Annotated in this window: 17 protein-coding genes and 1 riboswitch; of the genes, 14 read left to right on the plus strand and 3 right to left on the minus strand. The window is 71.4% G+C overall.

The genetic code is table 11. The features are described from left to right. Window positions 1-83: 83 nt before the first annotated feature. The 10 genes from ACVUH9_RS04425 (at window position 84) to ACVUH9_RS04470 (ending at window position 13,401) form a co-directional block, all read left to right on the plus strand. The gene (locus ACVUH9_RS04425; protein ID WP_475754327.1) at window positions 84-836 is read left to right on the plus strand and encodes a sugar phosphate nucleotidyltransferase; all 753 of its coding nucleotides are present in this window, start codon (window positions 84-86) and stop codon (window positions 834-836) included. Window positions 837-882: 46 nt separating this feature from the next. Continuing rightward, window positions 883-1,911 (plus strand): NAD-dependent epimerase/dehydratase family protein, encoded by a 1,029-nt coding sequence (locus tag ACVUH9_RS04430; RefSeq protein ID WP_475754329.1) that lies wholly within the window; start codon window positions 883-885, stop codon window positions 1,909-1,911. Between the two features lie 60 nt (window positions 1,912-1,971). Further along, the gene (locus ACVUH9_RS04435; protein WP_475754331.1) at window positions 1,972-2,721 is read left to right on the plus strand and encodes a YebC/PmpR family DNA-binding transcriptional regulator; all 750 of its coding nucleotides are present in this window, start codon (window positions 1,972-1,974) and stop codon (window positions 2,719-2,721) included. A gap of 123 nt (window positions 2,722-2,844) precedes the next feature. Next, window positions 2,845-3,339, plus strand: coding sequence for a crossover junction endodeoxyribonuclease RuvC (gene ruvC, locus ACVUH9_RS04440; protein WP_475754333.1), 495 nt, complete (start codon window positions 2,845-2,847; stop codon window positions 3,337-3,339). Continuing rightward, on the plus strand, window positions 3,336-3,941 hold the full coding sequence (gene ruvA, locus ACVUH9_RS04445) for a Holliday junction branch migration protein RuvA (RefSeq protein WP_475754335.1): 606 nt from the start codon (window positions 3,336-3,338) through the stop codon (window positions 3,939-3,941). Before ruvC ends, ruvA begins: the two co-directional genes overlap by 4 nt. Continuing rightward, window positions 3,938-5,020 carry a Holliday junction branch migration DNA helicase RuvB gene (ruvB, locus tag ACVUH9_RS04450; RefSeq protein WP_475754337.1) on the plus strand — a complete coding sequence of 361 codons (1,083 nt, stop codon included), beginning with the start codon at window positions 3,938-3,940 and terminating at the stop codon, window positions 5,018-5,020. Before ruvA ends, ruvB begins: the two co-directional genes overlap by 4 nt. 119 nt (window positions 5,021-5,139) lie before the next feature. Beyond that, window positions 5,140-8,151, plus strand: a complete 3,012-nt coding sequence (gene secD, locus ACVUH9_RS04455; RefSeq protein WP_475754339.1) for a protein translocase subunit SecD — start codon at window positions 5,140-5,142, stop codon at window positions 8,149-8,151. A 43-nt stretch (window positions 8,152-8,194) separates the two neighbouring features. Next, the gene (locus ACVUH9_RS04460) at window positions 8,195-8,464 is read left to right on the plus strand and encodes a hypothetical protein (RefSeq protein ID WP_475754341.1); all 270 of its coding nucleotides are present in this window, start codon (window positions 8,195-8,197) and stop codon (window positions 8,462-8,464) included. 63 nt (window positions 8,465-8,527) lie between these two features. Beyond that, window positions 8,528-10,957 carry a single-stranded-DNA-specific exonuclease RecJ gene (gene recJ, locus ACVUH9_RS04465; protein WP_475754343.1) on the plus strand — a complete coding sequence of 810 codons (2,430 nt, stop codon included), beginning with the start codon at window positions 8,528-8,530 and terminating at the stop codon, window positions 10,955-10,957. Then, the gene (locus tag ACVUH9_RS04470) at window positions 10,909-13,401 is read left to right on the plus strand and encodes a RelA/SpoT family protein (RefSeq protein WP_475754345.1); all 2,493 of its coding nucleotides are present in this window, start codon (window positions 10,909-10,911) and stop codon (window positions 13,399-13,401) included. Before recJ ends, ACVUH9_RS04470 begins: the two co-directional genes overlap by 49 nt. Before the next feature lie 286 nt (window positions 13,402-13,687). Here the strand turns inward: ACVUH9_RS04470 and ACVUH9_RS04475 are convergent, their stop codons facing one another. Continuing rightward, window positions 13,688-14,677: a diacylglycerol/lipid kinase family protein gene (locus ACVUH9_RS04475; protein ID WP_475754347.1), complete on the minus strand. Its 990-nt coding sequence runs from the start codon at window positions 14,675-14,677 to the stop codon at window positions 13,688-13,690. 48 nt (window positions 14,678-14,725) lie between these two features. On the opposite strand from ACVUH9_RS04475, the gene ACVUH9_RS04480 reads away from it, so the two are divergent. Then, entirely contained in the window at window positions 14,726-15,418 is a 693-nt protein-coding gene (locus tag ACVUH9_RS04480; protein WP_475754349.1) for a class I SAM-dependent methyltransferase, read from the plus strand. A gap of 41 nt (window positions 15,419-15,459) precedes the next feature. Here the strand turns inward: ACVUH9_RS04480 and ACVUH9_RS04485 are convergent, their stop codons facing one another. Continuing rightward, the gene (locus tag ACVUH9_RS04485) at window positions 15,460-16,455 is read right to left on the minus strand and encodes a magnesium transporter CorA family protein (RefSeq protein WP_475754351.1); all 996 of its coding nucleotides are present in this window, start codon (window positions 16,453-16,455) and stop codon (window positions 15,460-15,462) included. Between the two features lie 213 nt (window positions 16,456-16,668). Continuing rightward, a riboswitch (SAM riboswitch) is annotated at window positions 16,669-16,767 on the plus strand. A 67-nt stretch (window positions 16,768-16,834) separates the two neighbouring features. On the opposite strand from ACVUH9_RS04485, the gene thrC reads away from it, so the two are divergent. Both thrC and ACVUH9_RS04495 read left to right on the plus strand, forming a co-directional pair. Then, the gene (gene thrC, locus ACVUH9_RS04490) at window positions 16,835-18,130 is read left to right on the plus strand and encodes a threonine synthase (RefSeq protein WP_475754353.1); all 1,296 of its coding nucleotides are present in this window, start codon (window positions 16,835-16,837) and stop codon (window positions 18,128-18,130) included. Next, a complete protein-coding gene (locus ACVUH9_RS04495; RefSeq protein ID WP_475754355.1) occupies window positions 18,130-18,411 on the plus strand; it encodes a ubiquitin-like small modifier protein 1 in 282 nt (93 codons plus the stop codon). The genes thrC and ACVUH9_RS04495 overlap by 1 nt, the downstream gene beginning before the upstream one ends. A gap of 137 nt (window positions 18,412-18,548) precedes the next feature. On the opposite strand, the gene ACVUH9_RS04500 is transcribed toward ACVUH9_RS04495, so the two are convergent. Then, window positions 18,549-19,610 (minus strand): acyltransferase family protein, encoded by a 1,062-nt coding sequence (locus ACVUH9_RS04500; RefSeq protein WP_475754357.1) that lies wholly within the window; start codon window positions 19,608-19,610, stop codon window positions 18,549-18,551. 6 nt (window positions 19,611-19,616) lie between these two features. Between ACVUH9_RS04500 and ACVUH9_RS04505 the strand changes: the two genes are divergently transcribed. After that, window positions 19,617-20,030 carry an RNA-binding S4 domain-containing protein gene (locus ACVUH9_RS04505; protein WP_475754359.1) on the plus strand — a complete coding sequence of 138 codons (414 nt, stop codon included), beginning with the start codon at window positions 19,617-19,619 and terminating at the stop codon, window positions 20,028-20,030. Window positions 20,031-20,051 lie beyond the last annotated feature (21 nt).

The following is a 20,051-nucleotide window of genomic DNA, read 5'->3' on the forward strand; positions in this document are numbered from 1 at the left end:
TCCTGACGGCCCGTCGCTCGTCGGCGGGCGGGGCCACCGACGCACGCCCTACTGGCGGTCGCGTCACCGTAGACTCCGCCGCCGTGGCGCCCGTACGGACCTCCGACCCCCTTCCCGTCGTGATCCTCTGCGGGGGTCGTGGCACCCGACTCGGTGCCGGGCAGACCCTGCCGAAGCCGCTGGTCGAGGTCGGTGGCCGGCCGATCGTCGAGCACGTCGTCTCGCTCTACGCGGCCCAGGGCCAGCGACGGTTCCTGCTCGCGGCCGGCTACAAGGCCGGGCTGCTCGCCGAGGCGGTCGCCGGGATCGCCTGGCCCGCCGGGGTCGAGGTCCACTGCGTCGACACCGGGATCGACACCGAGACCGGCGGCCGGCTCCTGCGGTTGCGCGAACGGCTGGCGGGGGAGCCGTTCCACCTGACCTACGCGGACGGCGTCGCCGACGTCGACCTGGCGGCGCTCGAGGCCGGCCACCAGGCCAGCGGTCGGACGGCGACCGTCACCGTCGTGCGGCCGGAGCTGCCGTTCGGCGTCGTCGACCTGGCCGACGACGACGCGATCACGGGGTTCCGTGAGAAGCCGCGCTCGACGCACTGGATCAACGGCGGCTTCATGCGCCTGGAGCCCGACGTCTTCGCCGTCCTCGACGAGGACTCCGTGCTCGAGCGCGAGCCGCTCGAGCAGCTGGCCGCGACCGGACGGCTGCACAGCCACCGGCACGAGGGCTTCTGGGCCTGCATGGACACCTACAAGGACGCGCGCCGGCTGAACGAGCTGTGGGCGTCCGGGGCGGCCCCGTGGGCGGGGCCCCGTCGGGGCGTCGTCGAGACGCCGTGAGCACGACGCGGGGTCGGCGACCCCGGGTCTGGAAGGATCCGCGCCGATGACGGTCTTCGGGGAGTCGATGAAGGGGCGCTCGGTGTTCGTCACCGGGGCCTACGGCATGCTCGGAGCGTGGCTCGTGCGGGCGCTGCTCGACCGTGGGGCGGCGGTCACCGTCCTCCGACGGGACCACGTGCGCGCCTCGATGCTGCGGCTGGACGGACTCGAGGAGCGCTGCTCGGTCGTCCAGGGCGACCTGATCGATCCCGGCGTCGTCGAGCGGGCGATCGGCGAGTACGAGTGCGACACGGTCTTCCACCTCGCCGCCCAGACGATCGTCGGCACCGCCAACCGCTCGCCGGTCTCGACCTTCGAGACCAACGTTCGCGGCACCTGGCTGCTGATGGACGCCTGCCGTCAGCAGGGCGTGCAACGGGTCGTCGTCGCTGCTTCGGACAAGGCCTACGGGGCCCACGAGACGCTGCCCTACCGCGAGGGCTTCGCGCTCCAGGCGCGGTACCCGTACGACGTCTCGAAGGCCTGCACCGACCTGATCGCCCGTTCCTACTGGCATACCTACGGCGTCCCGGTCGCGGTCACGCGGCTGGCGAACATCTACGGTGGTGGCGACCTCAACCGCTCGCGGCTGCTGCCGGAGGCGATCGCGGCGGTCTTGCGCGGGCGGGCTCCGGTGATCCGCTCCGACGGCTCGCCCGAGCGCGACTTCCTCTACGTCGAGGACGCGGTCGACGCCTACCTGGCGATCTGCGACCAGCTCGACGCCGACGCCGAGCGGGCGACCGCGACCCCGCCGGAGCCGCTCCGGGCCCGCGGCGAGGCCTTCAACGCCGGCGGCGACCAGCCCCACAGCGTCCGCGCGGTGATCGACGCCGTCGTCCGGGTCAGCGGGGTCGCGCTGGAGCCGGACGTGCGCGGCACCGGCACCCCCTCGGGGGAGATCGACCGGCAGTACGTCGACTCGAGCAAGCTCCGGACCGAGACCGGCTGGGCGCCGCAGGTCGGACTCGACGAGGGCATCGCCCGGACCCTCGCCTGGTACCGGCGGCATCCGGACGCGATCGCCGCCTGAGGGCGCCCCGGAGGGGGACCGACGGTCGCGGGAGCCCGTCGGCGCGCTACCCTCACGCGCATGGCCGGGCACTCCAAATGGGCGGGGATCAAGCACAAGAAGGCGATCGTCGACTCGCGTCGCGGCAAGCTCTTCACGAAGCTCGCGCGCCACATCACCGTGGCCGCGAAGGAGGGCGGGGGCGACCCCGTCGGCAACGCGTCGCTGGCCCTGGCCGTCCAGAAGGCCAAGGACGCGTCGATGCCCAAGGACAACATCCAGCGGGCGATCGACAAGGGCACCGGCGCCGGCGCCGACGCCGCGAACTTCGAGGCCGTGATGTACGAGGGCTACGGCCCCGGCGGCGTCGCGGTCCTGGTCGAGGCCCTGACCGACAACCGCAACCGCACCGGCTCCGAGGTGCGGCACATGTTCTCGAAGGCCGGCGGCAGCCTCGGCGAGCCGGGCTCGGTCGCCTACCTCTTCGACAAGAAGGGCGTGATCCTGGTCGACGGCGAGAAGCACGACGAGGACGCGCTGATGGTCGCGATCGAGGCCGGCGCCGAGGACATCGAGGAGGACGACGGCAGCTTCGAGATCATCAGCGAGCCTGCGTCGCTGACGGCGGTCCGCGAGGCGCTCGACGCCGCGGGGATCGAGTACGAGCGCGCCGAGCTGGTCTTCCGCCCGCAGGTCCGGACCCCGCTGGACGAGGAGCAGGCGACGAAGCTCGCCAAGCTGATCGACACGCTCGACGACAACGATGACGTCAGCGAGGTCCACGCCAACTTCGAGGTCGACGACGACGTCCTCGAACGGGTGTTCGGCTAGCCTGATCGCCTGTCGGTCGGCCCCCAGGTCGCCCGGCGAGTCCGAATCGCCCGTTGCGCTGGGTCGCGGGCATCGAACGGCTGTTCGTAGGAAGGCGTCCGGGGGTCCATGGAGAATCAAGGCGTGGTGACCGTTCTGGGCATCGATCCTGGCCTCGCCAACACCGGCTTCGGCGTCGTCGCCCGCAAGGGTGGCGCGATGTCAGCGCTCGACGGCGGCGTCATCACGACCCTCGCCGGCGACGAGCTGGCCGGGCGTCTGCACCACATCCACACGACCGTCGGGCAGCTGCTCGACCACTACCAGCCCGAGGCGTTGGCCATGGAATCCCTGTACTTCGGTCGCAACACCTCGAGCGCCCTGGTCGTCGGCCAGGCCCGCGGCGTCGTCCTGCTCGCCGCCGCCCAGCGGGGCGTGCCCTGCACCGACTACACCCCGCAGCAGATCAAGGGTGCCGTCTGCGGCAGCGGTGGGGCGGACAAGGCCCAGGTCCAGCGGATGGTCCAGATGCTGCTCCGGCTCGACGCGCCGCCGCGTCCCGATCACGCCGCGGATGCGTTGGCGGCGGCGATCTGCCACGCCAACCACGCGCCCCTGCGTACGGCGCTGTCCGCGTGATCGCGCTCCTCCGCGGCACCGTCCACGAACGCCGGGCCGACAGCGTCGTCCTGCTCACGGCCGGCGGTGTCGGCTACCAGGTGGGCTGCTCGGGCACCACGCTCTCGGCGCTGCCCGCGCCCGGGGGCGAGGTCGAGCTGCTCTGCCATCTCGTCGTCCGCGAGGACGCGATGACCCTCTACGGGTTCGGCAGCGAGGCCGAGCGCGATCTCTTCCACCTGCTGCTCGGGGTCCAGGCCGTCGGCCCGAAGCTCGCGCTCGCCGTGCTCACGTCCGGGCGACCGGAGGAGCTGGCCACCAGCATCGCCGGCGGCGACGTCAAGCGCCTCCAGCAGGTGCCCGGGATCGGCAAGCGCAGCGCCGAGCGGATCGTCGTCGAGCTGAAGGACAAGCTCGCCGGTGGTTCGCTGAGCCCCGGCGACCCGACCCGGCCGGGGGCCGCCGCCCGCGCGGCCGTGACCGTCACCGCAGCCGACGAGGCGCGCGACGGCCTGCTCGGCCTCGGCTTCGCCCCGGCCGAGGTCGACCAGCTGCTCACGGTCGCCGAGGGCGTCTCCGCGGCGGAGCTGATCGCCGACGCGCTGAAGCGGTCGCGGCGATGAGCGACAGCGTCCCCGATCCGCTCGGCCGACCGTTCGGCGAGGGCATCCGGACTCCCCACGACGCCGGCGCCGATCCCGGCGACGAGCGGCTGCCCGTACGCGAGACGCTGCCCGGCGAGGAGGCCGAGGACCTCTCGCTGCGCCCGCGGACGCTCGACGAGTTCGTGGGCCAGGCGCACGTCCGCGACCAGCTGCGGATCGCGATCGATGCGGCGCGGGGGCGGGGGGACGCGCTCGACCACGTGCTGCTGGCCGGCCCTCCGGGGCTCGGCAAGACCTCGCTGGCCCGGATCCTGGCCGACGAGCTCGAGGCGCCGTTCGTGCTCACCGCCGGGCCGTCGCTGGAGCGCAAGGCCGACGTCGCCGCGCTGCTGACCGCCCTGGAGCCCGGCAGCGTGTTCTTCGTCGACGAGCTGCACCGGCTGCCGCGGGCACTGGAGGAGACCCTCTACCCGGCGATGGAGGACCGCCAGCTGCCCGTCACCATCGGCCAGGGCGTCGGCGCGCGGGTCGTCACCCTCGACCTTCCGCCGTTCACGCTGGTCGGCGCGACCACCCGGGCCGGGCTGCTGTCCCGTCCGCTGCGCGATCGCTTCGGCCTCCAGCACCGGCTCGAGCCGTACCTGCTGCCGGATCTGGTCTCGATCGTCCAACGGTCGGCGGGGCTGCTCGGCCTCGACGTCGACGATGCCGGCGCGCGGATGATCGGCATGCGCGCTCGCGGGACCCCGCGTGTGGCCAACCGGCTGCTGCGGCGGGTGCGCGACTACGTCGAGGTCCGCGCGGGGGGCACGGTCACCGGCGAGGCGGCCGCGGTCGCCCTCGACCTGCTCGGCGTCGACGCGCTCGGGCTCGACCGGCTCGACCGCGAGATCCTGCGCGCGATCTGCTCGATGTTCGCCGGCGGTCCGGTCGGGCTGGCCACGCTCTCGGCCGCCGTCGGGGAGGAGGCCGACACGATCGAGGACGTCTACGAGCCCTATCTGCTCCAGCAGGGATTGCTCCAGCGGACCCCCCGTGGACGAATGGCCACCCCCTTGGCCTACGAGCACCTCGGGCTCGCAGAACCCACCGTCTGAACACACCGATCGACCCACGAGAACCTGCCGCGGCTCCCGTTCACGGGGTGTTATGAGTCGCGGGTTGGGGAGGCCGCGGCTCGGTCCGTCCGATCGACGGGTACGCTTGCGGTCGCGCCATGACCGATCGTCGCCGCAATCTCCTCGTCCTGCTTTTCGTCGCCGTCCTCGTGGCCGCCTCGGGAGTCGTCCTCTTCACCAAGCCGACCAAGCTCGGCTTGGATCTGCAGGGCGGTGTACAGCTGATCTACCAGGTCAGTCCGACCAAGGGCGAGAGTCTGACCGAGGACTCGATCCAGCGGACGATCGACGTCATGCAGGACCGGATCAACCAGTACGGCGTCGGCGAGGCCGAGATCCAGCGGTCCGGCCAGGACCAGATCGACGTCTCGCTGCCCTCGATCGACAACCCCGAGGAAGCCCGACGCCGCGTCGGCACCACGGCCCAGCTCGTCTTCTACGACTGGGAGCCGAACGTCGTCGGCCCGAACGGCGAGACCAACGCCGCGGACCCGAGCATCACCGGCGGCTCGTCCGCCGGCGAGCGGACCAACCCGGTCGCGATCTCGCAGTTCGACGCGGTCATGCGGGGCGCCAAGCTCGATCCGATCACGAACAACGGGCCCGGGCAGCTTCCGCCGGTCGCCGGCACGCAGTGGTACCTGGTCAACGAGAAGACCAAGAAGGTCGTCACCGGTCCGGAGAGCGATCTCCAGAGCATCAAGGACGACAAGCGCTTCACGAAGTACTTCGGCGCGAACAAGGAGCCGCTCAAGGGCTACAAGTTCGTCAAGGTCCCCGAGGGCTACCGCGTCATCAAGGCGGCCGACGGCACCAACCAGGCCGGGGAGATCATCCCCGCCGGCGACAAGTGGTTCCTGATCCGCGACCGGCCCTCGCTGCTCGGCGATGACATCAAGGACCCGGGGCAGAGCTTCACGTCGGGCGGCCTCCGCAAGGAGCCGAGCGTCGTCTTCTCCTTCACCTCGAAGGGCAAGCAGCGCTGGCAGGACACGACGAAGGCGATCGCCAAGCGCGGCGCCGACAACTGCCTCTTCCAGCAGGGCGAGCCGCGCCAGCAGCGGATCCAGCGCTGCTCCAACCACTTCGCGATCGTCCTCGATCAGCAGCTGATCTCGTCGCCGCTGATCGACTTCGAGCGCAACCCGGACGGCATCAGCGGCTCGACGGGCTCGGAGATCTCCGGCAGCTTCACGCTCAAGAGCGCTCAGGCCCTCGCCGACCTCCTGAAGTCCGGCTCGCTGCCGCTCAAGCTGACGATCATCTCCCAGCAGCAGGTCTCGGCGACCCTCGGCCAGGAGGCGCTCGACCAGGGGCTGCTCGCCGGCATCATCGGCTTCGGCGTCGTCGCGCTCTTCCTGATCGCCTTCTACCGCGTGCTCGGCGTGATCGCCGTGCTCGGCCTCGGCGTCTACACGATCTTCTTCATGGCGATCGTGAAGCTGATCCCGATCGTCCTGACGCTGCCGGGCATCGCCGGCCTGATCCTGACGATCGCCGTCGCCGCCGACGCCAACGTCGTCATCTTCGAACGCGTGAAGGACGAGCTCCAACAGGGGCGGTCCGTACCGCGAGCGATCAAGGACGGGTACCGCAAGGGCCTGACCGCGATCATCGACGGCAACGTCATCACGTTCCTGGTCGCCTTCATCCTCTTCCTGGTCGCGACCGCCGGGGTCAAGGGCTTCGCCTTCAACCTCGGCATCGGCGTGATCATCTCGATGTTCACGGCGATCCTCATGACCCGGGCGATCCTCGGCCTGCTCAGCCGCTCGCGGATCATCTCCCACCCGGCCGCGCTCGGCGCCCGCAAGCGCAACCCGATCTGGCACCGCTTCGACTTCGTCGGCTACTCCCGCTGGTTCTTCGCGGCCTCCGGCGTGATCCTGGCGCTCGGCGCGATCGCGATCGGCGGCAAGGGCCTGAACTTCGGCATCGACTTCGAGTCGGGCACGCAGATCAAGGCCAACGCCAAGGCCGGTACGACGGTCGAAGACGTGCGCGACGCGCTCAAGACGGTCGGTGAGGGCGACGCCAAGATCCAGCAGGTCAAGCTGTCCGGCGCCGCCAACGACAGCGGCCGGGTGACCTTCCAGATCTCGACCGAGGCGCTGTCGACGGCCAAGGAGCAGGAGGTCGGGCGCGCGCTCGGCGTGGTCGGCGTCAGCCAGGCCGACCTCAACAGCAACACGGTCGGTCCGACGTTCGGTCAGACGGTCGCCCGGATGGCGATCATCGCGATCCTCGCCTCGTTCGCCCTGATCGCGTTCGTGATCTGGTTCCGGTTCGGTCTCCAGTTCACGGTCCCGATCCTGATCGCCGTGATCCACGACCTGTTGATCACGGCCGGCATCTACGCCGCGACAGGGGCGGAGGTCACCGCATCGACGGTGGCGGCCCTGTTGACGATCATCGGCTACTCGCTCTACGACACGATCATCGTGTTCGACCGTATCCGCGAGAACCTCAAGCGACTGCCGTCGGCGGCGATCAGCCAGATCGTCAACCGCTCGATGAGCGAGGTGCTCGGCCGGTCGCTGGTGACCTCGTTCTCGACCGGTCTGCCGGTCCTGGCGCTGCTGCTCTTCGGCGGCGAGACGCTGCAGGACTTCGCGCTCGCGATGTTGATCGGCACGATCTCGGGCGCCTACTCGTCGGTCTTCATCGCGTCGCCGGTGCTGACGGCCGCGATGGAGCGCGCACCGAAGTTCCGCGCCCGCCGCAAGCGGTTGACGGAGGCGCACGGTGGTGTCCTGCCGCCCTATCCGGAGGGCAACACCGCCAAGGAGATCGACCCCGAGGGGCCGCGTCGTAGCGGCCGCCGGGTGACGAGCCCCGAAGGACCCGACCAGCCGGTCTCCAAGCAGGAGTTCCAGGAGATGGTCCAGGAGCTCGGGATCGACACGTCCCCGGGCGCGACGCTGACGGCTCCCCGTGAGCCGAGTGCGGCCAAGCCGGCGAAGAAGCGTTCTCCGGAGCAGCAGCCGGAAGCCGACCAGCCGGTCACCCGGGCCGACGACCTGTCGCCCGAAGAGGTCGAGTCGCGCTACGAGAAGCCCAGCGGCAGCAGCAAGAAGAAGTCTTCGCGCCGCCACGGGAGGCCGCGATGATGGCTCCCCGGCACGCCCCCCGAACGACGACGGAGATCTGACCGTGGCGATTCTGACCTGGGTCCTCATTTCCCTGGCCATCTGGCACTTCACCGTGTTCGTCCCCGACCACTTCGTCGGCGGGATCAACGGCGCGTTCGCCGCCTCCGCCCTCGGCGGGGTGCTGGGCGGCTACCTGCTCAGCGGGCTCGAGTTCCCGACCCGTCACGACACGACCGTCGCGACCGTCGCGCTCGGGATCCCCGGCACGCTGGTGGCGCTCGCGCTGCTGTACTTCGTGGGCAAGCGCCGCGAAGAGGCGCAGCAGTCCTGAGCCTCGGTTCCGGGCGCAGTGGGGTGGCGACGGTCGTCCGCCCCACGGCCTAGCCTGATGTCGGTGGACGTCCGGTTCGAGATCCCCCCGGCGCCGGCTGGCGCCGTCGACCGCCTGCGACAGGAGCTCGGCGTGGGGCAGGTGTGCGCGGAGATCCTGGTCCGCCGCGGCCTCGGCGATCCGACCGAGGCAGCACGGTTCCTCGCCGCCGACGAGCGCTTTCCGTTGGAGGCCTTCGACGGCCTCGCCGACGCGGCAGCGGTGCTCTTCCGCCACGCGGCAGCGGGCTCGCGGATCATCGTCCACGGTGACTACGACTGCGACGGGGTCTGCGCCACCGCGACCCTGATCCGGGCGCTCCGCCAGGTCGGGGCGGACGCCGGCTGGTTCCTGCCCCACCGCGTGGACGACGGCTACGGCCTCGCGGCGAACACGGTCCGACGGCTGGCGTCCGAGGGCGTCGACCTGATCGTCACCGTCGACTGCGGGATCACCGCGGTCGACGAGGCGGCCCTGGCCCGGGAGCTGGGCGTCGAGCTGGTGATCACCGACCACCACCGCCCGCGAGCGGACGGGGTGCTGCCCGACGCGTCGATCGTGCACCCTGGCGACGGTCGCTACCCGGCTCCGCAGCTCTGCGGTGCCGGCGTCGCCTGGCGGCTCGCCGGTGCGCTGCTGGCGGCGGCGGGGCTCGATCCGGCCGGGGCCGACGTCGATCTCGACATCGTCGCGCTGGCCACCGTCGCCGACGTGGTGCCGTTGACCGGCGAGAACCGCTGGATCGTGCGGGAGGGACTGCGCGCGATCTCCGACTCGCGACGACCGGGGCTGCGGGCGCTGCTCGACGTCTCCTCGACGTCCCCGGCCGACATCGACGCGACGGCGGTCGGCTTCCGGCTGGCACCGCGGATCAACGCCGCGGGCCGGATCGGCCACGCCGACGTCGGCGTCGAGCTGCTGCTGAGCGCGGACCGGGACGAGGCGCGCCGGCTCGCGGACCGGCTCGACAAGGCGAACCTCGATCGGCGCGAGATCGAGCGACGGATCCTGCGGGAGGCGGAGGACCAGGCGGTCGCCCAGGGCGACCAGGCGGCGTACGTGCTCGTCGGCGAGGACTGGCACCCCGGCGTGGTCGGGATCGTCGCGTCGCGCGTCGTCGATCGCTTCGGCCGTCCGGCGGTCCTGCTCGGCCGCAACGGGGAGGAGCTGACCGGCTCGGCCCGCTCGGTCCCCGGGTTCGACCTGCTCGCCGGCCTCGACGCCTGCTCCGAGCATCTGCTCCGTCACGGCGGGCACCGGGCAGCGGCGGGGCTCGCGATCGAGCCGGTGCGGGTCGAGGCCTTCCGGGCGGCGCTGCGGACCTACGCGGCGAGCCATCTCGACGCCGAGGCCCTGCGGCCGGTCGAGCGGGTCGACGCGGTGGTCGGCGGCGCGCAGCTCGGGATGGACCTCGCCGTCGAGCTGGCCACGCTCGGACCGTTCGGCGAGGCGAATCCTGAGCCGGTGCTGCTCGTTCCGTCGGGACGCGTCGAAGGGCTGCGCCCGCTGGGTGCCGCTGGCGCGCACCTGGCGTTCACGCTCCGCTCCGGGAGCGCGCGGGTCGCGGCGGTCGCGTTCGGGCGCAGCCGGCTGCCGACCGACCCGGCCCGGCACGATCCGCCGCTGGTCGGGACCTACGCCCTGGAGCGCCACTCCTTCCGCGGCTCGGTGACGCCGCGGCTGCGGGTCCGCGAGCTCGAGCTGCCCACGCCCGGCCTCGTCGATCGCCTCGACGGCGACCCCGCGGACGCGGCGCTGGCGGTGCTCGAGGCCGAGCATCCGCTCCCGCTGGCCGCGGATCTGGCCCTGGCCGCCGACTGGGCGTCGCGCTTCGAGGACCGCTCGTCGGCCGGCCCGGCGGCGGCGATCGCCGCCCTCGTCGGCACCGGCGAGCCGGTCACCGTTGTCTGCTCGGACGCGGCCCGGCGGGCGTCGGCGCTGGGGCACCTGCTCGGCGGGTTCGCCCTGACCGACTGGTGGAGCCTGGCGCGCGCACCCCGCTCGCTGGACGGCACCGCGCACCTGATCGCGCTCGATCCTCCGAGCGACCCGGCGCAGCTGATCGCCGTCGACGCGCTCGACGGGGTACGACGCTGGCGGGCCTGGGGCGAGGCTGAGCTACGATTTACCGTGGATGCGTTGCACCGAGAACACGATCTTCGGGCGGGAGCGGCACCGCTCTACCGCCGACTCCGGGACGAGGGCCCGACGGCTGTCGCCGCGCTCTGCGCTGCGGAGCACTGCGGGTGGTGGCTCGGACTCGTGCTACGGGTCCTCGAGGAATCGGGTGCGGTCGTCGTCGACCGGGCCGAGCGGATCGCCGCAGTTGCCGACGGCCCGGTCCGTCCGTTGGCCGACGGAGCGACCCACGTCGCCTGGGTCGCGCGTGGCGAGGAGCGGACACGGTGGTTGAACGGAGCCGATCCGGCAGCGATTCGGGCACCGGCGCGGTGACGCTGCCGGAGGGGCCGGCCCCGGTCGACCCGGTCGAGCGCGTCCCCGTCACCGACGAGCGCTCACGCGAGCGGCTCGGGCTGACCGCGGCCGACCTCGCCGCGGGCCATCACGTGCCGACGCATGGCGACGGTGACCCGCCGCTGAAGGACGATGCGACCCACCGCGCCGGCGAGGTCCTGACGGCCGACGAGCTCTCGCTGCGGGCTGACCTCCACGCCGTCGTCGCCGAGCACGCGGAGGAGGACCGCGCGGCGATCGACATGGAGCGCGTCGACGACGCCTTCCGCTTCTCCTGCCTGCACCACCGCGAGCAGCGCCGCAAGTCGGGCGAGCCGTTCATCGCCCACCCGGTCGAGGTCGCGAAGATCTGCGCCGGGATGCACCTCGACACCGAGGCGGTCGTGGCGGCTCTGCTCCACGACACGGTCGAGGACACCGCGGCCGAGCTCGACGAGATTCGCAGTCGCTACGGCGACACGGTCGCCCTGCTCGTCGACGGGGTCACCAAGCTCGACGGGATCCAGTTCACCAGCCGCGACGAGGCGCAGGCGGAGAACTACCGCAAGATGGTCGTGGCGATGGCGGCGGACGTCCGCGTCATCCTGATCAAGCTCGCCGACCGGCTGCACAACGCCCGCACGCTCGCGGCGCACAAGCGGCCGAAGCAGCTCGAGATCGCCAAGGAGACCCTCGAGGTCTACGCGCCGATCGCCCACCGCCTCGGTATCCACGCGATCAAGTGGGAGTTGGAGGACCTCGCCTTCGCGACCCTCCATCCGCGCAAGTACCAGGAGATCAAGGGCCTGGTCAATCAGCAGCGCGGCGAGCGTGAGACCTACGTCGCCAAGGCCGGCGAGTACCTGCGGCGGGAGCTGGAGGGCGTCGGGATCGAGGCCGAGATCTCCGGCCGGGCGAAGCACTTCTACTCGATCTACCAGAAGATGACCCGCAAGGGTCGCGAGTTCAACGAGATCTACGACCTGACCGCGATGCGTGTCGTCGTCGACTCGGTGAACGACTGCTACGGGGCGATCGGCGTCATCCACTCGCTGTGGAAGCCGCTGCCGCGACGGTTCAAGGACTTCGTCGCGATGCCGAAGGCCAACATGTACCAGTCGTTGCACACGACGGTCGTGGGCCCCGAGGGGCAGCCGCTGGAGATCCAGATCCGCACCCAGGAGATGCAGCGGACGGCCGAGTTCGGCGTCGCCGCGCACTGGATGTACAAGCAGCGCGCCGCGGCGGCCGCGTCGAAGAACGGGACCGGTCCTGCCGTCCCGGCCGAGGCCAAGGACGCCAAGAGCGACGGGGACAAGTTCACCTGGTTGCGGGCGATGCTCGACACCTCGCGGGACAACGATGACCCGCAGGAGTTCATGGACGACCTCAAGGTCGCCCTGTTCGAGGACGAGGTCTACGTCTTCACCCCGAAGGGCGACGTCAAGTCGCTCTCGCGCGGGGCGACCCCGGTCGACTTCGCCTACGAGGTCCACACCGACGTCGGCCACCGCTGCGTGGGGGCGAAGGTCAACGGCAAGATCGTCCCCCTGACCTACACGTTGCGGTCGGGCGACATCGTCGACATCCTGACCGCCAACCGCGAGCGCGGGCCGTCCCGCGACTGGCTGACGCTGGCCCAGACGAGCCGCGCGCGGAGCAAGATCAAGGCCTGGTTCAAGGCTGCCGGCCGTGAGGACTCCGAGCACCTCGGCCGCGAGCTGCTCCAGGAGCAGCTGCGCAAGGCCGGGCTGCCCGCTCAGCGGCTGGTCGGTTCGCCGCTGCTGGCCGACGTCATCCGCGAGATGGGCTACAAGAAGGGCGACGACTTCTACATCGCCCTCGGCGGCGGCAAGGTCTCGCCGCACGTCGTCGTCAACAAGGTCCTCAAGCACCTCAAGGAGGGCGAGGCTGCCGACGACGAGCCGGCAGGGCCGGTCGAGGCGCTGCTGCGGCCCGACGTCGTCCGTCGTCAGCCGACCGGGACGGCCAAGAGCTACGGCGTGACCGTCGACGGGGTCGGCGACGTGATGCTGCGGATGGCCAAGTGCTGCCGTCCCGTGCCCGGCGATCCGATCGTCGGCTACGTCTCGCTCGGTCGGGGGATCACGATCCACCGCGACGACTGTCCCAACGCCCAGCAGCTGCGCAAGGACCCGGAGCGGTTCGTGCCGGTCGACTGGGCGGGCCAGCACCAGCAGTCGTTCAAGGTCGAGATCCAGGTCGACGGCTACGACCGGCACCGGCTGCTGGAGGACCTCACCCGGGTCTTCGCCGAGGCCGGCGTCAACATCGTCAGCGCGGTCTGCTCGACCACGCCGCCGATGGTCCGCAACCGGTTCGTCGTCGAGGTCGGGGACACCAAGGCGCTGCGCACGACGATCAACCGCCTGCGCAACATCGACTCGGTCTTCGACGCCTTCCGGATCACGCCCTCCAGCTAGGCGGTCACGTCTGAGGCGGCCGTATGCCGTCGCATCTCGGTCCGCGTGGGCCTCGGCAGGCCTGGCGGCCAGCTCTCGGGTGGGCGGGCTTCGGTCCTTGCCGACCTGCTCGGCCTACGACCACCTCAGACGCAACCGCGGGCATTTCGACGGCTGTTCTTCCTGAGCCGTATGCAACCGACCCCATCGACGACGTGGTCGGCTCCATACGGCCGGGACAAACACCGTCTCGTGATGCGGTCGGGCTTCTGCGGAGCAGCAAACCGCCGCGGCTGGTCCTGCTAGATCAGGCGACGACGCGGAGGCCGCCGGGGTCGACGCCGATCGTGGCCTCGTGGATCGGGCCGATGTAGTCGCCGTCGACCTGGACCGGCAGCGGCCGCTCGTCGGCGCTGCGCAGGGTCGCGGAGGTGATCGCGGGGGCGCCGTCGACCGCGCGATGGCCCCCGATGTCGAGTCCGGTCACCAACGCCCGGACCGCGATCCCGGGCATGATCGTCGGACGCGTGTGGCGCAGCACGGCACCGCTGACGTGGCCGGAGCTCAGGTCCTCGCCCTGGAGCAGGCGGACCGGGCTGCTGGCGAAGTAGGTGAACTCGGCCGCGTTCTGGAAGACAGCCGTGGCTCCGTGCAGCTCGCGGCCGTCCGCGAGCTCGAGGGTCAGCTGCGGGGGCCGGACGACGTAGTGGCTGAGGAAGGTGCTGACGGCCGCGGTCGAGTAGTACCAGGGACCGAACCGCGCCTTCAGCCGCGGGCGCCGGTCGACCCGCTCGACCACGCTCGCGTCGAGCCCGACTCCGGCGGCGAAGGTGAAGCGCCGGTCGCCGATCCGGCCGAGGTCGACCGCGCGCGGCAGCCAGCGGTCGGCCAGCGTCAGCACGTGCTCGGTCGCGTCGACGATGTCGCGCGGCATGCCGATCAGGCGATGGAAGACGTTGGTCGCGCCGCCCGGGAGGGCGATCAGCGGGACACCGGTGCCGACGAGTCCGTTGACCGCCTCGTTGACGGTGCCGTCGCCGCCGAGGGTCACGACCGCGTCGACGCCGGTCGCGGCCGCCTCGCGGGCGAGGGCGACCGCGTGCATCGGTCCCTCGGTGTCGACGGGCTCGACGTCGTAGCGGTGCGAGAGCGCGTGGACGACGAGGCTCCGGAGCCGGGCCGAGGTCGTCGTCGCGTTCGGATTGACGATGACCGCCAGCCGTCGACGCTCGGTCGAGGTCAGGGCCGAGGCGTCGGGGGAGGGCGCGGGGGCGGGCACGAAGCTTGAGGACACCATCGGGGCCTTCACGTTACGCACCGGTGAAGGGAAGTAGCATCGCCGGTCGTGCCGCCGCTCGACGACCCCGCCCTCGAACGGATCGCCCGCTTCTGGGACGCCCGCGGTCGCGAGGATCCGCTGCGCTACTCCGTGCCGGGCGCGCCGCCCGTCGACGAGTTCTCGTTCGTGGCGTCTGGCGAGGACCTGCTCGACGCGCTCGAGGATCTGGTCGGCTTCAGCCTGGAGGGAGCCCGGGTCGCGGTCGACGTCGGCTGTGGCGCCGGTCGGGTCACCGGTGCGCTCGCTCACCGGGCCGACGCGGTGATCGCCTGCGACATCGCTCCGAGCATGCTCGCTGCGGGCCGCGAACGGCACGCGTCGCTGGAGAACGTGACCTGGCACCCGGCCCACGCCGGCGCGCTGCGTCCAGTCGCCGACGGGACCGCCGACGCGGTGCTCCTGCTCGGGCTGCTGCCGCACCTGCCGACCGTCGGCCTGATCGGCGACGTGCTGCGCGAGCTCGGCCGCGTCCTTCGGCCCGACGCGACCGCGGTCTTCGACGTCCGATCCGGGACGCCCGCCCCGCTGCTCCCGGGCGAGAGCAGCCTGCCCGAGTACGTCAGCGCCCACCCGCTCTGGCGGGGTACGGCGGTCGACCTCGAGACGCTGGCCGCGATCGCGCACCAGGAGCAGCTGATCCTGGAGCGGATCGAGGGCTCGGGCACGACCCGCTGCGTGGTGCTCGCCCGCCGCGAGTAGCGGCACCCGAGGACGGGTGGGCCGGGGACCGGGCCGGCCGACTACAGCAGGTCGTTGCGGCGGAACCACCAGACCATCGCGCCGAGCAGCGTCACCATCGCGCCGACGAGGCCGAAGAACCAGACCGCGTTGTCCTGGCCGGGCACGTGGACGTTCATGCCCCAGATCGACGCCAGCAGCGTCAGCGGCAGGACGATCACGCTGATCGCGGTGAGGACGTTCAGGGCCCCGGACTGCTGGTGGGCGAGGACCGACTCGTTCGAGCTCTCGAGCGCCTCGCTCACCTCCTTGAAGTTCTCCAGCATGTCCCAGATCCGCTCCGACGCGTCGTTGATGTCGTCGAAGTAGAGGTCCTCGTCCTCGGCGAGGTAGCGCCGAGCGGCGTTGAGGTCCTTCAGCGCCACCCGCTGCGGGCGGACGATCTTGCGGAAGTTGATGATCTCCTGCTTGGCGTTGGAGATGTCGCGGACGATCTCCTTCGAACGCCCCTCGAAGATGTCCTCCTCGAGCTGCTCGAGCTTGTTGCCGATCTTGCGCAGCATCGGGAACGAGGCGTCGACGCACTCGTCGATGATCCGGTAGAGGAGGTAGCCGGCGCCCTTCGAGAAGAGCTTCTCGCGCTCGTCCTCGCGCTGCTCGACCCGGCTGAAGAGGTAGTCGATCGTCCGCAGCGGGCGGTTGGGGATCGTGAGGACGTAGTCGGGGCCGACGAAGACGTCGAGCTCGGCGGCGTTGAGGCGGCCGATCGTCTTGTCGTAGTCGGGGAAGTGCAGGACGACGAACAGGTAGTCGTCGTAGACGTCGACCTTCGGGCGCTGGTTGCGCGAGGAGACGTCCTCGTAGTCGAGCGCGTGGAAGTCGAACTGCTCCCGCAACCAGGCGAACTCGAGCCGCCCGGGACGCTGGACGTTGACCCATCGGAGGCCGTGGGCCTCGACGATCTCGATCTGGGGGACGTCGGGCTCTTCCTGCCCGACTGGGGTGGCTTCAGCCGGCCGGGTACCGAACCCGAATCGCGGACGGGGAAACGTCGGCATCCGGACTGAGGGGATCGTCGAGGGCGGTCGGCACGATGCACCCAAGTGTACTCGGGGCCCGGTCGGGCAGCGGCGTGGGAGCCGCGTCGTCGGACGCCCGCTCGCCGCGCTCGCGGGGGCCACCCGGCCGGGGGCGACGCGCCCGGGCGAATTCCCGGCAAAGCGGAAGTATTTCGGTCGTCGGCTTGCTAGTCTCAGGAGCGGACATCGATCAACACATCCAGAGGGGGGGAGGGACTGGCCCGTTGAACCCCCGGCAACCATCGCGAATCACGCCGACGCGAAGAGGTGCCAATTCCAGAGAGATGTGTGGCTGGACCTGTACCGGACCTTCGCCACACCTTTTCGGCGAAGGACCGACTCCGGAGACAGACAGCTCATGGCAGCAACATCGCTCGCCTGCCGCGAATGCGGCAGCACGTACCCCCTCGAAGCGCAGTTCGTCTGCGCGAAGTGCTTCGGGCCCCTGGAGGTCAAGTACGCCGACCTCGCGGCCGACGGTGACGAGGGCCTCGCCGCGTCGATCCGCCGGCGGATCCAGGCCGGCCCGGCGAGCATCTGGCGCTACGCCGACTTCCTGCCGGTCGAGCGTGTTCCGACGCTCGCCCCATCGGGTCCCGGCGAGACCGCGGGCCTCGCCGGCCTGCCGGCCGGCAGCACGCCGCTGGTCCGCGCCGACCGCCTCGCCGAGCGCCTCGGCCTGCGCGAGGTCTGGGTCAAGAACGACGCGGCGAACCCGACGCACTCGTTCAAGGACCGGGTCGTCGCCGTCGCGGCCGCTCGCGCCAAGGAGCTCGGCTTCACGACCCTGGCCTGCGCCTCGACCGGCAACCTCGCCAACGCCGTCGCCGCCGCCGGCGCCGCGCTGGGGATGCCCGTCTACGTCTTCATCCCCGCCGATCTCGAGGAGCAGAAGATCCTGGCGACCGGGATCTACGGCGCCCGGGTGGTGACGGTTCGCGGCAACTACGACGACGTCAACCGGCTCTGTACCGAGATCGCCGGCGAGCGGCCCGACTGGGCGTTCGTCAACGTCAACATGCGGCCGTACTACGCCGAGGGCTCCAAGACCCTGGCGTACGAGATCGCCGAGCAGCTGGGCTGGCAGAGCCCGGACCGGATCGTCGCTCCGATCGCCTCCGGCTCGCTCTTCACCAAGATCGGCAAGGGCTTCCAGGAGTGGCTCGACCTCGGGCTGCTGAGCGAGGGCAGCCGGGTACCGACCATGAGCGGCGCCCAGGCCGCCGGCTGCAACCCGGTCGCCTCCGCGTTCGCGGCCGGGCACGACGTCTGCCGGCCGGTCCGCCCGGACACGATCGCCAAGTCGCTGGCGATCGGCAACCCGGCCGACGGCCCCTACGCGATCGAGCTGGCACGCCAGACGAACGGCACGATCGACGAGGTCACCGACGACGAGATCCGCGCCGGGATCCGGCTGCTGGCCGAGACGACCGGGATCTTCACGGAGACCGCCGGCGGGGTCACGACCGCAACGCTGCAGAAGCTCGCCGAGTCCGGCCGGATCGGGGCCGACGAGCGCGTGGTGATCGTGATCACCGGTGAGGGCCTGAAGACCCTCGACGCGGTCCGCGGCACCTTCGCGTGCCACGAGATCGACGCGAACTTCGAGCAGTTCGAACGCGATGCGGAGCTCCGCACGGAGGTGACGGTCTGATGGCCACGGTGACGATCAAGATTCCGACGCAGCTGCGTGACGCGACCGGCGGACAGGGCAAGGTCCAGTCCGAGGGCACGACGGTCGGCACCGTCCTGGAGAGCCTGTTCGAGGTCCACCCCGAGCTGCGCTCCAGCCTGACGGACGGCAACGGCGATCTCCGCCGGTTCGTCAACGTCTACCTCGACGGCGACGACATCCGCTTCGGCGACGGGCTCTCGACCCCGGTCTCCGACCGCCAGGAGCTGCAGATCCTGCCGGCCGTGGCCGGCGGCCGCTGAGCGACCGAGAGGTCCCGGGCGCCGTGCCCGGGACCCGGTCGAGCGCGGACGCCGTCGTCCGCTGAGGATGCTCGGAACGTCGCTCGCGGCGGTCCCCAGCCGATTGCCGGCTCGGAGCGTCGCCGGCCGCGACCCGGTCAGTCGCCGGTGGCGAGGGCCGGGCGTCGCGGACCCCGAGACGGCATCCGGCGACGCGCCCAGTCGATCGCGGGACGCTCCAGCAGGTGCCAGGTGGCGACGGCCAGGAGGGTGCTGATCGTCATCGTGACGAGCAGCGCTCCCGCCAAGGTCGACGGCCAGCGGTCGAGCGACCGCAGCACGAAGATCACCGGGAAGTGCCAGAGGTAGAGCCCGTAGGAGTGCGTGCCGTACCAGTGCAGCGGTCCCCGCGAGAGGATCGAGGCCCCCGGTACCCGCCCGAGCACCAGGCCCGCGACGATCAGGCCGAAGCCGAGGCTGGCCGGGGTGTCGACGAGCAGTTGGCGGGCCGTCAGCGGTCCGAGGCCCATGCTGCGGGCGCTCCCCTCGAGCACGACGAGGGCGATCCCGGCGAGCGTCAGCCCGGTCGCCACGCCGCGGCCGGCGGAACGACCGTGCGTGAGCACCGCGACGAGCATCCCGGCCCCGAACGACGCCATCCGTGCCGGCAGGGTGTCGGTCACCTCGCGCCCCCAGCCCGAGAAGGAGGACGCGCCGAGGACCGCGGTGCCGATCAGGATCAGGGCGACGCAGAGCCCGGTCAGCAGCATCCGCCGCTGCGCCAGACGCTCCAGCCGGGTGGTCGCGATCGCGGCCAGCGCGGCGATCAGCGGCACGAGGAGGTAGAACGAGACCTCGACGACGATGGTCCAGGTCGGCGGGTTCAGCCGGCCGAGCGTCTCCGGAACGTAGTTCTGCAGGAAGAGCAGGAACAGGGGAAGGTGCGCCAGCGGCTCGGCCTGACCGTGGCCGACCCAGACCAGCACGATCGCGGTCGCGAGGATCACGAACCAGTAGGCGGGCACGATCCGGGCGGCCCGCCGCACGAGGTAGGTCGCCGGGTCCGGAGCCGAGCGCCGCTCGAGCGCCGCCGCCGCGAACGGGCGGAAGATCAGGAACCCCGACAGCACGAAGAACAGGGGCATGCCGAGCCGCAGCTGACTGAGCAGCGCGTCCAACGGCGTTCGGTCGGGATGGCCGGAGTCGCCCCGCATGAACATCCAGACGTGCAGGACGACGATGCCGACGGCTGCTGCGCCGCGAAGGCCGTCGAGCGCGTCGAACCGCGAAGCCGGACCGGACGGTCGGGCAGCTGGCGTTTGGGGGGCGGGACGGGCGACGGGACTCACGCTGCCAGACAGCGGTTAATCGACCTTAAACCGGACCGATGGGTCTTCGACGCTCGTACCTGCCACGATGAGGAGGTGCGCGACATCAGCATCCGCGGGGACATGATCCGCCTGGGCCAACTGCTGAAGCTGGCGGGGACCGTCGATTCGGGCGGCGAGGCGAAGGCAATGCTCGCGGCCGGTCTGGTGACGGTCAACGGCGAGCCCGAGGAGCGCCGCGGGCGGCAGCTCCACCACGGTGACCTCGTCGTCGCGGAGGACGACGAGCTGCGGGTTCTCGCTGCACCTTGAGCGGTTCCGTCCGGCGGCGCT

The sequence above is a fragment of the Patulibacter ginsengiterrae genome, assembly GCF_056269115.1.